This window comes from Methylophilus sp., assembly GCF_052173275.1.
GTDB lineage: Bacteria > Pseudomonadota > Gammaproteobacteria > Burkholderiales > Methylophilaceae > Methylophilus.
Window position 1 is genome coordinate 2682960 of the sequence record NZ_JBQMUL010000002.1, and the last position, 13191, is coordinate 2696150.

Consider the following 13191-nt stretch of genomic DNA (forward strand, 5'->3'; position numbering starts at 1 on the left):
TCTTTAGTTAAAAAGTTCAGGCATTATAAAGGATTTTGACATTTTCTTTTGATAACCAGCCCTGTAAATTCAGCAGCAGGTCATCATGCAAGACCACTTGCCAGTCTTCGCCCAGCATTAAACTGACCTGCGCGGCCTGGTTGTGATAGTCGACTTTGATCGGGCAACGCTTTTGTTCCTCATTGGCGTAGCGATACGGCGTTAATACCGTCATTAAGCGCTGCAGGTCAGATTGCCCGTTACAACTCAGGGTCAGCATCTGCGCAAACCGGTTACGCACGGCGGCCAGGTCATACAATTTTCTGGCGCTGACGCGGATACCACCGGAAAAATCGTCATTTGAGATACGGCCTTCTACAATCAATAGCTGGTCTTCCTTGATCCACTGTGCATTTTGCTGCAGTAATTCGGAACCGATCACCACATCTGCCCGCCCCACCGCATCATCGAGTGTGACGATGGCCATTTTGCCACGCTGCGTCATGCGCACGCGCACACCCATCACCACGCCTGCCAGCAATTTGGGTTCGTTTTGCGGCGCCAGATCACTCAGGTTGCCTTTAATAAACGGCCCCAGCTGGGACTTATAACTCAGGTATGGGTGGCCGCTGAGGTAAAACCCAAGCGCTGACTTTTCTTCTTGCAAGGCCTGTTCAGGGCTCCATGCGATCACCGCAGGTAATTGATGCTCTGTCTCCACAACACCACCAAACAGGCAATCCTGCCCGGCATGCGCGGCTCTTTGCTCAGCCGCACTGATCGCACCATCCAGGCCTGCCAGCAGTGCGGCACGGTTTGGCTCTAGCTTATCAAAGGCGCCCGCCCGAATCAGCGATTCCATCACACGCCGGTTCACTTTACGTAAATCCAGGCGCTGACAGAAATCGAAGATATCCTTGAACGGCCCCTCAGCCTCGCGTGAGGCGACAATCAGGTCAATCGCCGCGCCGCCAGTACCTTTGATGGCACCCAGGCCGTATAAAATCTGCTGCGAACTCATGGGTTTGAATTGGAAAATACTGGCGTTCACGTCCGGTGGCAATACATCCACATGGTTACCGCTACAATCATCAAAGAACGTATGCACGTTGTCGGTGTTGTTCATATCGGCAGACATGGTGGCGGCCAGGAAAGCAGCCGGATAATGCGCTTTCAGGAAGGCGGTGTGATAAGCCACTAACGCATAAGCCGCAGCGTGCGATTTGTTAAAACCATAGCCGGCAAATTTTTCCAGCAAGTCGAACAGGTCATTGGATTGCTGCAAGGTCAGGCCATTCTTCAGCGCACCCTCGTTAAAGATTTCACGCTGTATGACCATCTCTTCTGGTTTTTTCTTACCCATGGCGCGGCGCAGCAAGTCGGCGCCGCCCAGGCTAAACCCGGCCACCACCTGCGCAATCTGCATCACCTGCTCCTGGTAAACGGCAATACCATAGGTTTCTTTCAGGATAGACTCGGTGGAGGCATGCGGATATTCCACACGCTGCGTCCCGTGTTTGCGTCGACAGAAATCGGGAATCAGGTCCATAGGGCCCGGACGATACAGCGCTACCAGCGCGATAATATCTTCAAACAAGTCGGGTTTGGCTTGCTTGAGCATGTCCTTCATGCCGCGCGATTCAAGCTGGAATACCGCAGTGGTATTGGCGGTTTTCAACAGGTGGTAACTGCGTTTGTCATCCAGCGGGATGGTCTCGAAGCTGAGCGGAGGCAGCTCTTCCTGGGCGCGTTGCGCGTTGGCGTTTTCCAATGCCATATTGAGGATGGTCAGTGTACGCAGGCCCAAAAAGTCAAACTTGACCAGGCCTACCGCTTCAACATCGTCCTTGTCATACTGGCTGACCAGGCTGTCGCCATTGGGCTGGCAATAGATAGGCGAGAAATCTGAAATCTTGCCCGGTGCGATCAATACGCCGCCCGCGTGCATACCGATGTTACGCACCAAGCCTTCCAGCCGCAATGCCAGGGAAAGTAATTCTGAGACCTCTTCTTCTTTTTCACGGCGCTCCTGCAACTGGGGTTCTTTTTCCAGCGCAGACTCTAGCGTGATACCAAGCTCTAAAGGTATCAGCTTGGCTATGCCATCCACAAAGTTAAACGGTAGATCGAGTACGCGGCCCACATCGCGGATCACCGCTTTGGCCGCCATGGTACCGAAGGTGGCGATTTGAGAGACCGATGCCAGGCCGTATTTGTTTTTCACGTAATCAATGACGCGATCACGCCCTTCCTGGCAGAAGTCAATATCGAAGTCGGGCATGGATACCCGCTCAGGGTTGAGGAAACGCTCAAACAGCAAGTTGTATTTCAGCGGGTCGAGATCGGTAATGCCCAGGCTGTAAGCCACCAGTGAGCCAGCACCGGAACCCCTGCCCGGCCCTACCGGTACGCCATTATTTTTCGCCCAGTTGATAAAGTCGGCCACGATCAGGAAGTAGCCAGGGAACCCCATCTGGATAATGATGCCACACTCAAATTGCAGCCGGTCTTCATATTCTGTGCGCTTTTGCTCGCGCTTGCTTTCATCCGGGTAAAGGTAAGAAAGCCTTTTCTCCAAGCCTTGTTTTGATTGTTCGATCAGGAAAGCATCCAGGCTCTCACCATTCGGCGTCGGGAAATCCGGCAGGTAGTTTTTACCCAGCGTGAGTGCCAGATTACAGCGTTTAGCGATCTCAACCGCATTTTGCAAAGCAATCGGCATATCGGCAAACAAGGCCTGCATTTCTGCCTGGGTTTTCACATACTGCGAGGCGAGGAAGCGTTTAGGCCGGCGTTTGTCTGCCAGCACATAGCCTTCAGCGATGCAGGTACGCGCTTCATGCGCCATGAAATCATCAGGGGTCTGGAACTGGATGGGATGCGTGGCCACCAATGGTAAGTCGAGTTGCTGCGCGATCAGCACCGTTTGTTGTATGCATTGTTCCTGGGCGCGTGACTCCTGGCTGCCGGGTTCATGCACTCGCTGCACTTCCAGGTAGTAGCGACCCTGGAATATGTGTGCCCATTGTTGCGCTGCCTGTAACGCCTGTGCCCGGTTACCGGCTTGCAACGCCTGGCCGACATCACCCGCGAGAAAGCCGGATAACATCAGCAAGCCTGCATTTTTCTCCTGTAACCACTCGGCTTTTATTTCTGCGCGTTCGCGGTACTGGTTTTCCAGGTAGGCACGGCTGAGTAGCTCGCACAGATGGCGGTAGCCCTGCGCGGTCTGCACCAGCAACAACATACGCTGCGGCTGGTCCCGCTGCACTGTGTTTTCCACCCACACATCGCAACCCAATACAGGTTTAAGGCCTTTGCTACGGGCGGCATTATAAAACTTCACTGCACCAAACAGGTTGGCAAGGTCAGTCAACGCAAGGGCAGGCATGCCATCTTGCTTGGCTGCTTTGACATAATCGCCAATGCGCACTGTGCCATCCACAATAGAATATTCACTATGGCAACGCAGATGAATAAATGCGGGTGATACGGTTGGTGTGAGGGGTGCTTCCATGCAGTTATTTTACCTGCCATCCCCTTTTTTGTGACGGCTTGTGATGCAAATAATGTGGTTGACAGGGTTAAAATGACCGCGCGCTCTAAGCATCAACTGCCGTCTTAACAGTTGCAAAAAACACTTAAGCCGACTGCTAATATGCACTATGATGTCAGGCTTACTGATAACCGAGCGCTCATGATTATGTCTCACGCCATTTCACTGCTTGATGAACCTATCCTTGTCGAAGACAACTTACCGCGCGTGGGCGACGTGCTGCCTTTTTTCCAGCTGGTAAACCATGCGCTGGAAGATATCACCCTCGAATCCTTCCAGGGCAAGCGCAAGATCCTGCATTTCTTCCCTGGTATAGATACCCCTGCCAGCGCGGACAGCGTGCGCAGGTTGGACGCACTGGCTCAAACCCTGCCTAACACTGCCATCCTGAATATTTCCCCTGACCTACCGTTTACCATGTCACGCTTCTCTGAAACGGAACATCTGCTGCATACTATTAATCTGTCCACCCTGCGTGGCCGAGATATGTTCAAGAATTATGGGGTGCTGATCACGTCGAGCAAACTGGCCGGATTACCTGCGCGCGCTCTGATGGTCGCTGACGAGAATGACACCGTATTACATGTGCAATTAGTAGAAGACCTGACCAGTGAGCCAGACTTTGAGGCTGCACTCAAGTCACTGGCAGGCAACTAACTGATCACTGGCGGCCTGATTAACTTATTTTTTATAAGGTTGATTGCCAACCCGCGAAGCGCTACAGTAGCTACTTTTAACACTTAACCCGTTTTGGAGAACACTATGGCAAGCGTAACGCTTAAAGGTAACCCGGTCGCTGTTGGCGGAAAATTTTTAACAGCGGGTGACACAGCGCCTGACTTTCAACTGGCGGATGCCAAACGCACGCTGGTAGGACTGGATGCCTACGCAGGCAAACGTAAAGTGCTCAACATTTTCCCTAGTATTGATACGCCTACATGTGCCACTTCTGTGCGCACCTTCAATAAAGAAGCCAGCAAAGCCAGCAACACCGCTGTGCTGTGTATCTCTGCTGATCTGCCATTTGCGCAAAGCCGTTTTTGCGGTGCTGAAGGCCTGGAAAACGTAGTTACCCTGTCTACCTTCCGTGACACTGCAAAATTTGCCAATGATTACGGTGTATTTATCACTGACAGCAGCCTGGCTGGCTTGACTGCACGTGCCGTAGTTGTGCTGGATGAAAACAACAAAGTCCTGTACAGTGAGCTGGTGGGTGAAATTGCCAACGAGCCTAACTACGAAGCGGCTCTGGCTGTTTTATAAGCACTGAAAAACCCAGACAGGCGGCGGATACATCACGCGAACGCATCGCCTGTTTGAATCAGGTAAAACCCTGATTCAATGAACAAAAAAGCCAGCTTATGCTGGCTTTTTTGTTGTTGCTCGCTATGATAAAAACTAAACGCGCTTAAATAACAGGCTGCCGTTCGTTCCACCAAAACCGAAGTTGTTTTTCAATGCATATTCAATTTTCAGATCACGTGCGGTGTTGGCACAATAATCCAGGTCACATTCAGGATCCTGATTGAAAATATTGATGGTTGGTGGTGACACCTGATGATAGATAGACAATACGGTAAACACCGATTCCAAGCCCCCAGCACCACCTAGCAAGTGGCCAGTCATCGATTTGGTGGAATTCACCACCAGATTGTAGGCATGGTCACCAAAAGTAGCTTTGATGGCATTGGTTTCATTGGCATCACCTAATGGTGTCGAAGTACCGTGTGCGTTCATAAACTGCACCTGGTCAGGGCTCACGCCTGCATTTTTCAATGCATTGACCATGGAACGGCGTGGGCCATCCATATTAGGTGCGGTCATATGATAAGCATCGGCACTCAAACCATAACCTGAAACTTCGGCATAGATGCGTGCGCCGCGGGCTTTGGCATGCTCGTATTCTTCCAGCACCAATACACCAGCGCCTTCACCAATCACGAAGCCGTCACGGTCTTTATCCCAGGGACGACTTGCCGTTTCAGGATCATCATTGCGGCCAGACAAGGCGCGCGCAGAGGCAAAGCCACCTACGCTCAACTCGGTAATCGCCGCTTCAGACCCACCAGCGACCATCACATCGGCATCACCGTACTCAATCATACGCGCAGCTTCACCGATACTGTGGGTGCCGGTCGTACAAGCGGTAACGATCGCGATATTCGGCCCTTTCAGGCCCAACATGATCGACAGGTTGCCGGAAATCATATTGATAATGGTGCCGGGAATAAAGAATGGCGAAATTTTACGTGGGCCACCATCGTCATAATTGTCGTTGGTGGATTCAATCAACCCCAGGCCACCAATCCCTGACCCTATCGTGACACCAATACGTTCAGCATTGGCTTCTGTGACTTCGAGGCCGGAATCCCTGAACGCTTCCAGACCTGCTGCGAGGCCATACTGGATAAACGTATCCATACGCCGCGCATCTTTGGCAGGAATAAAGTCTTCGGCGTTAAAGCCTTTGACTTCACCTGCAATTTGCGAAGCAAACGGGGTGGGATCAAATTTGGTGATACGGCTTATGCCTGATTGACCAGCGATAAGATTGTTCCAGGCGTTCTGGTAGCCAATCCCCACTGGAGACACCACGCCTAAGCCGGTTACTACTACTCTGCGTTTGGTCATAATAGAAATCAGCCCTCTTGCGAGGGCTGATTAAATGAATAAGTCAATGAATTACTTGAGATTAGCGCTGACGTAGTCAATCGCTTGCTGAACTGTTGTAATTTTTTCGGCTTCTTCGTCAGGGATTTCGCAATCGAATTCTTCTTCCAAAGCCATTACCAATTCTACCGTGTCCAGAGAATCTGCACCCAGATCATCCACGAAGGATGAAGTGTTTTTTACGTCAGCTTCGTTTGCACCTAATTGTTCACAAACGATTTTCTTTACGCGTTGTTCGATGTCGGACATCTAAAATACCCCTTATTGATAAGTGTCGTGTTCAGTAAACCGGTATTCTAACAAATCTTGCCCAGAATACCAAAAAACTATTAATAAAATGCCATAGAAAACATAGCTAGCATTTCAATTTATGCGCAATACATGCCGCCATTCACGTGAATGGTCTCGCCTGTAATGTAGGCTGCCGCTGGCGATGCCAGGAAAGCCACCGTGGCTGCAATCTCATATACCTGACCCAGGCGACCGGCCGCAATGCGTTCCAGCATTTTGGCTTTAATGTCTTCCGGGAGTTCAGCCGTCATATCAGTTTCGATAAAACCAGGCGCAACACAGTTAACAGTAATGTTACGGCTACCGACTTCTTGCGCCAATGACTTGGTAAAACCTGTCATGCCGGCCTTGGCCGCCGCATAATTGGTTTGGCCAGCATTGCCCATATGGCCAACCACGCTGGAAATATTGATGATGCGGCCATTGCGCGCTTTCATCATCGGGCGTAAAACCGCCTGGCTCATGCGGAACACGGATTTCAGGTTAGTGCCTAATACAGCATCCCAATCTTCGTCCTTCATGCGCATCAGCAATGTATCTTTGGTAATGCCGGCATTATTCACCAGAATAGTGACATCGCCGTATAGCTCGGCAATCTTCTTGAGTACCGTATCAATCTGCTCAGGCTGCGTCACATCCAGCGCCATGCCGACGCCATTGACGCCGGCCGCTTTCAGTGAGGTCGTGATCGCATCTGCCCCGCTGGCAGAAGTGGCTGTACCCACGACAATGGCACCCTGCTTGCCCAGTTCGAGCGCAATGGCAGCGCCAATCCCGCGACTGGCACCGGTGACCAGCACTACTTGTTGATTTAGCATAATCTCTCCTTTTTCACACCGTACTTTTTTTATTATTGGTTCACAAAAGTCTGTATGGCTTCTTCATTGATCAGCGCCACACAGTTCACTTCCGCCACAATACGCTTAGCCAGGCCAGCCAACACTTTACCCGGCCCGCATTCTGCGCTGATCAGCACCTGTTGGGAAGCTAACAATTGTACTGTTTCAACCCAGCGCACCGGATTATAAAGCTGGCGCACCAAAGCATCCTTGATCTGCGCTGCGCCAGTGTAAGCAGCGACATCCGCATTGTGCAATACGGGCACCACTGGTGTTTGCACTGCTACATTCTGTAAATAATCACTTAATTTTTCTGCAGCGGGCTTCATCAACTCGCAATGCGAAGGCACGCTGACCGGCAATGGCAGTGCACGTTTGGCACCTCTGGCCTTCGCCAGTTCCATGCCGCGCTCCACCGCCGCTTTTTCACCGGCAATCACTACCTGGCCTGGAGAGTTAAAGTTGACTGCTTGCACCACCTGGCCTTGTGCGGCTTCACTGCAAACTGCACGCACAGTGTCGTCATCCAGCCCTAAAATCGCAGCCATCGCCCCCTGCCCTTCAGGCACGGCTTGCTGCATGACTTGCGAGCGGAATTTAACCAATGGCAATGCATCTGCAAAACTCAAAGCACCGGCAGCGACCAGTGCGGTGTACTCACCCAAACTATGGCCTGCCATCGTCACAGGCTGTTTACCGCCCAGGTTTTGATATACGCGCCAGGTAGCAATGCCTGCGGTGAGCATGATAGGCTGAGTATTCTCGGTCAGGTTAATGGCATCGTTCGGCTCAGTGGCCATTTTCCAGAAATCTACTCCCAGCACACTGGAAGCTTCTTCAAAGGTTTGTTTGACAATGGCGTGAGACTCAAGACCTTGCATCATGCCCACAGATTGTGAACCTTGACCAGGAAAGAAAAAAGCAAATGTAGACATAGGCGTTTAAAATCAGTAATTAATAAGTATCAAGCAGGAATTGGGTAGTTGAATGCGCCAGGCGTAAATCACTTATTGAAGTGACTACTTAAAACCTTACCAGCGCAGAACCCCAGGTAAACCCGCCACCAAATGCTTCCATGAGTAGAATGTGCCCGCGCTGAATGCGGCCATCCCGCACTGCCGTATCTAATGCTAAAGGAATTGAAGCCGCGGATGTATTACCGTGGCGATCTACCGTGACAATGACTTTGTCCATAGACATATCCAGCTTTTTGGCGGTGGCTTGCAATATACGGATATTGGCCTGATGCGGCACCAGCCAGTCGATATCGGATTTTTGCATCTGGTTGGCTTCCAGCGTTTCGTCAACGATCTGGTCTAAGGTATTTACGGCGATTTTAAATACCGTATTACCTTCCATCACGACGGTGTCTGGCCCATCCGGGTTACGCGGTACATGCAAATGATTTTCGTAATTGCCATCCGCATGAATATGCGTAGACAGCACACCAGGCTGGTCACTGGTTTGCAGAATGACAGCGCCAGCGCCATCGCCCCACAAAATACAGTTGCTACGGTCGGTGTAATCACAAATGCGGGTGAAAGTATCAGCGCCAATGACCAACACGTTTTTATGCTGCCCAGAGCGCATAAAGTGATTAGCAGTCGCTAAAGCATAGATAAATCCGCTACAGACGGCTTGCACATCAAAGGCCGGACAGCCGGAGATACCCAGTTTGCGCTGCACCATGGTAGCCACGCTAGGGAAAATTTTATCTGGCGTGGTGGTGGCGACGATGATCAGGTCAATATCCTGCGCCTGGATGCCTGCCGCTTCAATGGCATTGAGCGCGGCCTTGGTTGCCAGGTCACTGGTCAGTTCATCGGTGACACGGTGACGTTGCTTGATACCGGTGCGGGAAAATATCCACTCGTCAGTGGTATCGACCAATTTTTCCAAATCAACATTGGTCAATATAGTGGGCGGCAGATAGCTGCCAGTCCCTGCAATACGTGTGTGAATCATGGGTGCGATTATGCCTTAATTGGGTAAAAACGCCTAACAGAACAATGGCTGCAAGCGCATCAGGACTCTTCTGCTGTCGCTAAATGTTCGATCTCGAGTTGCGACTGAATCCGCTTTAAAACGCCGCTTTGTGCCTCTTCCATGGCGACGTGAATCGCATGGTAAAAACCAACGCTATCTGCACCGCCATGGCTTTTTACGACAATGCCGCGCAAGCCAAGAAAGCTGGCGCCATTATAAAGACGCGGGTCGACGCGTTTTTTAAATGCTTTTAATACTGGGAAAGCACCGAGCGCCATCAACTTGGTCAGCCAGTTGCGTTTAAATTCTTGGGTGAGAAACTTACCCATCATGTGAGCCAGGCCTTCAGTGGTTTTAAGCGACACATTGCCGACAAAGCCATCACAGACCACCACATCAGTAGTGCCCTTGAAAATATCGTCGCCTTCAACGTTGCCGTAAAAATTGAGGTGGCTGCCACGTAACAATTCAGCTGCCTGCTTTGCCACTTCATTACCTTTAATATCTTCCGAACCGATATTGAGCAAGCCTATGGTCGGGTTAGGTTTATTGTTGACGCAACTTACGACCATCGCGCCCATGATCGCAAACTGGTACAAATGCTCTGCCGTACAATCAGCGTTAGCACCTAAATCCAGCATAAAAGTGCTGCCATTTTCAGAAGGCAAGGTAGAAGCAATCGCCGGGCGATCAATGCCTGGCAACGTTTTAAGCACGAAACGTGCGGTCGCCATCAGCGCGCCGGTATTGCCTGCACTCACACAAGCCTGCGCTTCACCGGTTTTGACCATATTGATCGCCACCCGCATTGAAGAATCTTTTTTGTTCTTCATCGCGCTTTGCGGCGATTCACTCATCAACACCACTTCGGTCGCATGATGCACGCGCAGGCGCGGGTTAGGTGAAACATGCAGCGCCTTCAGCTCTGCCTCGATGGCATCCTGCAAGCCGACCAGAATAATATTGAGATTAGGATTCTCGTTCAGGATGCGTACTGCCGCAGGCACAGTCACATGCGGACCGTGATCGCCTCCCATGGCATCTATCGCAATGACAACTTCCTGAGATTGCCCGTGTTGACCAGTAGTCATGTTATTTCCCATGTTCACTTAAACACATGTGCTGCTCTGCGCCAAAACGCAGGCATACGCCAGATACACAAACGCCGCGCATTTTGTGCGCGGCGCAGTTTGAAACGTTGTTGCTTTTTGCCAGCGAATTACTCGCCTTTTGCAGGCATCACTTTACGGCCACGGTAGAAACCGTTTGGGCTGACGTGATGACGTAAATGCACTTCACCTGTCGTAGGCTCAATAGCCAAAGGTGGGTTTGTCAAAAAATCGTGGGAACGGTGCATACCACGTTTGGACGGTGTCTTTTTGTTTTGCTGAACTGCCATTTTAAATTACTCCAAAATTAACCGCCGCAATTTAATAAATGGGCAGTTTAAAAACCAGAATTGCTACCTAATCCAGCATTATAAAATATTCCAGAGACAACTGCAAACAAATCCTGCAACTGTCGCTTTTCATTACCTTTTTAACTAAATGCGGGCCTAGACACCTTACTCAACCTACTATTTAACCAGATTTATTTATCCAGCTTTAAATTTTTAAGCGCAGCAAACGGGTTGGGCTTTTCACCCGCCGTCTTCTGCAAAGGCGCACAAGCCTCTTCATGCATGACCGCAATCGGCAAAGCCATCAGCAACTCATCTTCCACCAACGATTCAAAGGTAGATTCAGCGCTGGATTCCAGCCAGTCCACATCCTCATCTTCAAGCAAGGCCTCAGGGGGCTCATCGCAAACAGCAAATTCAAACTGCACATCCAAAGATTGTGGCATGGGTGCAAAACACCGCTGACAAACAAGTGGCAAACTTGCCTGTACCGCCAAACCCAGCATAGGCAATTGCGTGTCGCCAAAATAACGCGGCGGCAAACCCTGCAATTGATAAACCACCGACACTTTAGCCAATGCCTGGGCATCATTGACGCCCAGATCGCTTAGCGCCTCTTCCAGACGCGGCAATGATGCGATTTCCAGCATCCCTTCACTCTTTTTTTGCTGCCTGGCTAACTCCAGATAACGCGCGTTCGACAAAAAACTCTCCTTCTCTTCACATGCTATTTAATATAGCAAACTATGCCGTCATTGACGAATCCTTATATACGCCCACACAGCCCCGGATTACTTGATACTGTATAAGCCGCAGTTTTTTGTTATAATAACGTCGCTTCACGCAGTGCTCTTTTCGAGAGTACAACTATGGTACGGTGAGTATTATCGGCCAGCCTACCCGGCGGTCTGGATGGGACTTAACCGCAACCAAACTAGCCAAAACATTGTTGATACAGGTATTTAAAAGCCTTATGAAACAATGAGCTTAACAAAAACTCTGTCCTTTTTTTCTTGCTTTAAGGGTAATGTGTGTTTAAGAAAATTTTAGTCGCGAATCGCGGTGAAATTGCGGTACGCATTGTGCGCGCATGTTCGGAAATGGGCATTAAATCTGTCGCCATTTATTCCGACGCCGATCGCCATGCCTTGCATGTCAAAAAAGCTGACGAAGCCTACAACATCGGCTCTGACCCGGTTGCGGGTTACCTGAATGCACATAACATTGTGAATATCGCCGTCGCCGCTGGCTGTGACGCGCTACACCCTGGCTATGGGTTTCTCTCTGAAAATCCACAGCTGGCAGAAGTCTGTTCGCGCCGTGGTATCAAATTCATAGGCCCTGAAGCGCATGTGATTCGCCAGATGGGCGACAAGATCCAAGCGCGTAATGCCATGATAGAGGCAGGTATTCCTTGTGTGCCTGGTAGTGATGGCAACCTTGAATCACTGGATGCTGCGATTGTGTTAGCCAAGAAAATCGGTTACCCGATCATGCTGAAAGCCACTAACGGTGGCGGCGGTCGCGGCATACGCCGTTGCGATAGTGAAAAAGATCTACTGAGTAACTATGACCGCGTGATTTCCGAAGCCAGCAAGGCTTTCGGCAAACCAGAAGTGTTCCTTGAAAAGTGTGTGGTGCATCCGCGCCATATTGAAGTACAGATTCTGGCCGACTCGCAAGGCAACGTCATTCACCTGTTTGAGCGCGATTGCTCTATCCAGCGCCGTAACCAGAAACTGATCGAAATTGCGCCTTCACCACAGCTGTCACAGGCACAACGTGATTATATCGGTGGCCTGGGTGTGAAAGCGGCTAAAGCGGTCGGCTACGAGAATGCCGGCACTGTCGAGTTCCTGCTCGATTCAGACAACAATTTCTACTTCATGGAAATGAACACCCGCTTGCAGGTGGAACATACCGTGACTGAAACCATTACCGGTGTCGATATCGTACAACAGCAGATCCGCGTTGCCGCCGGTTTGCCACTGCAATACAAGCAGAGCGAAATCGCTTTCCGTGGCTTTGCCATGGAATACCGTATCAATGCTGAAGACCCGCAAAAAGACTTCCTGCCCAGCTTTGGTAAAATCACCCGCTACTACGCGCCTGGTGGTCCTGGTGTGCGTATGGATGCAGCGATCTATAGTGGCTATGTGATCCCGCCCTATTACGATTCCATGTGTGCCAAACTCACCGTCTGGGCCCTGGATTGGGAAGGCGTGATCGAACGCGGTCGCCGTGCGCTGAACGACATGGTAGTCTATGGCGTCAAAACCACCATCCCTTACTACCAGCAGATCATGCTACACCCGGATTTCCGTGCGGCTAATTTCAACACCAGCTTTGTAGAGCAACACCCGGAGCTGACTGAATATGACGTCGGATTACCGAAAGAACTGATGGCCGCAGCGATTGCAGCCGCAATTGCCGCCCACGAAGGCATTTGATTAACGTATTGCAGATATTAT

Annotated in this window: 12 protein-coding genes; 3 read left to right on the plus strand and 9 right to left on the minus strand. The window is 50.6% G+C overall.

The genetic code is table 11. The features are described 5' to 3' along the window. Positions 1-16 precede the first annotated feature (16 nt). Complete coding sequence (gene dnaE / locus ACTS9Y_RS14055) at positions 17-3496, minus strand: DNA polymerase III subunit alpha (RefSeq protein ID WP_442586539.1); 3480 nt, start codon at positions 3494-3496, stop codon at positions 17-19. 180 nt (positions 3497-3676) lie between these two features. On the opposite strand from dnaE, the gene tpx (ACTS9Y_RS14060) reads away from it, so the two are divergent. After that, positions 3677-4192, plus strand: a complete 516-nt coding sequence (gene tpx, locus ACTS9Y_RS14060; RefSeq protein WP_442586540.1) for a thiol peroxidase — start codon at positions 3677-3679, stop codon at positions 4190-4192. A gap of 105 nt (positions 4193-4297) precedes the next feature. After that, complete coding sequence (gene tpx / locus ACTS9Y_RS14065; RefSeq protein ID WP_442586541.1) at positions 4298-4798, plus strand: thiol peroxidase; 501 nt, start codon at positions 4298-4300, stop codon at positions 4796-4798. 135 nt (positions 4799-4933) lie between these two features. Here tpx (ACTS9Y_RS14065) and fabF read toward each other — a convergent pair whose 3' ends face one another. From fabF to ACTS9Y_RS14105, 8 genes are all read right to left on the minus strand, one after another. Next, positions 4934-6166, minus strand: coding sequence for a beta-ketoacyl-ACP synthase II (fabF, locus tag ACTS9Y_RS14070; RefSeq protein WP_442586542.1), 1233 nt, complete (start codon positions 6164-6166; stop codon positions 4934-4936). Positions 6167-6217: 51 nt separating this feature from the next. Beyond that, the gene (gene acpP / locus ACTS9Y_RS14075; protein WP_055825178.1) at positions 6218-6454 is read right to left on the minus strand and encodes an acyl carrier protein; all 237 of its coding nucleotides are present in this window, start codon (positions 6452-6454) and stop codon (positions 6218-6220) included. A 119-nt stretch (positions 6455-6573) separates the two neighbouring features. After that, positions 6574-7314: a 3-oxoacyl-ACP reductase FabG gene (fabG, locus tag ACTS9Y_RS14080; RefSeq protein ID WP_442586543.1), complete on the minus strand. Its 741-nt coding sequence runs from the start codon at positions 7312-7314 to the stop codon at positions 6574-6576. A 32-nt stretch (positions 7315-7346) separates the two neighbouring features. Beyond that, on the minus strand, positions 7347-8270 hold the full coding sequence (gene fabD / locus ACTS9Y_RS14085; RefSeq protein ID WP_442586544.1) for an ACP S-malonyltransferase: 924 nt from the start codon (positions 8268-8270) through the stop codon (positions 7347-7349). 88 nt (positions 8271-8358) lie between these two features. Further along, positions 8359-9300, minus strand: a complete 942-nt coding sequence (locus ACTS9Y_RS14090; protein ID WP_442586545.1) for a beta-ketoacyl-ACP synthase III — start codon at positions 9298-9300, stop codon at positions 8359-8361. 59 nt (positions 9301-9359) lie between these two features. Next, positions 9360-10412, minus strand: a complete 1053-nt coding sequence (gene plsX / locus ACTS9Y_RS14095; RefSeq protein ID WP_442586546.1) for a phosphate acyltransferase PlsX — start codon at positions 10410-10412, stop codon at positions 9360-9362. Between the two features lie 128 nt (positions 10413-10540). Next, positions 10541-10720 carry a 50S ribosomal protein L32 gene (gene rpmF / locus ACTS9Y_RS14100; RefSeq protein ID WP_018985326.1) on the minus strand — a complete coding sequence of 60 codons (180 nt, stop codon included), beginning with the start codon at positions 10718-10720 and terminating at the stop codon, positions 10541-10543. A 191-nt stretch (positions 10721-10911) separates the two neighbouring features. Then, complete coding sequence (locus tag ACTS9Y_RS14105) at positions 10912-11424, minus strand: YceD family protein (RefSeq protein WP_442586547.1); 513 nt, start codon at positions 11422-11424, stop codon at positions 10912-10914. Between the two features lie 327 nt (positions 11425-11751). Here ACTS9Y_RS14105 and ACTS9Y_RS14110 point away from each other — a divergent pair, with 327 nt between their 5' ends. Then, positions 11752-13170 carry an acetyl-CoA carboxylase biotin carboxylase subunit gene (locus tag ACTS9Y_RS14110; RefSeq protein ID WP_442586548.1) on the plus strand — a complete coding sequence of 473 codons (1419 nt, stop codon included), beginning with the start codon at positions 11752-11754 and terminating at the stop codon, positions 13168-13170. Positions 13171-13191: the final 21 nt, after the last annotated feature.

Coding starts and splice junctions, on each gene's coding strand:
- fabF (WP_442586542.1), bottom strand. CDS start 6,166: ATGACCAAACGCAGAGTAGTAGTAACCGGCTTAGGCGTGGTGTCTCCA.
- rpmF (WP_018985326.1), bottom strand. CDS start 10,720: ATGGCAGTTCAGCAAAACAAAAAGACACCGTCCAAACGTGGTATGCAC.
- dnaE (WP_442586539.1), bottom strand. CDS start 3,496: ATGGAAGCACCCCTCACACCAACCGTATCACCCGCATTTATTCATCTG.
- plsX (WP_442586546.1), bottom strand. CDS start 10,412: ATGACTACTGGTCAACACGGGCAATCTCAGGAAGTTGTCATTGCGATA.
- ACTS9Y_RS14090 (WP_442586545.1), bottom strand. CDS start 9,300: ATGATTCACACACGTATTGCAGGGACTGGCAGCTATCTGCCGCCCACT.
- tpx (WP_442586541.1), top strand. CDS start 4,298: ATGGCAAGCGTAACGCTTAAAGGTAACCCGGTCGCTGTTGGCGGAAAA.
- fabD (WP_442586544.1), bottom strand. CDS start 8,270: ATGTCTACATTTGCTTTTTTCTTTCCTGGTCAAGGTTCACAATCTGTG.
- tpx (WP_442586540.1), top strand. CDS start 3,677: ATGATTATGTCTCACGCCATTTCACTGCTTGATGAACCTATCCTTGTC.
- acpP (WP_055825178.1), bottom strand. CDS start 6,454: ATGTCCGACATCGAACAACGCGTAAAGAAAATCGTTTGTGAACAATTA.
- fabG (WP_442586543.1), bottom strand. CDS start 7,314: ATGCTAAATCAACAAGTAGTGCTGGTCACCGGTGCCAGTCGCGGGATT.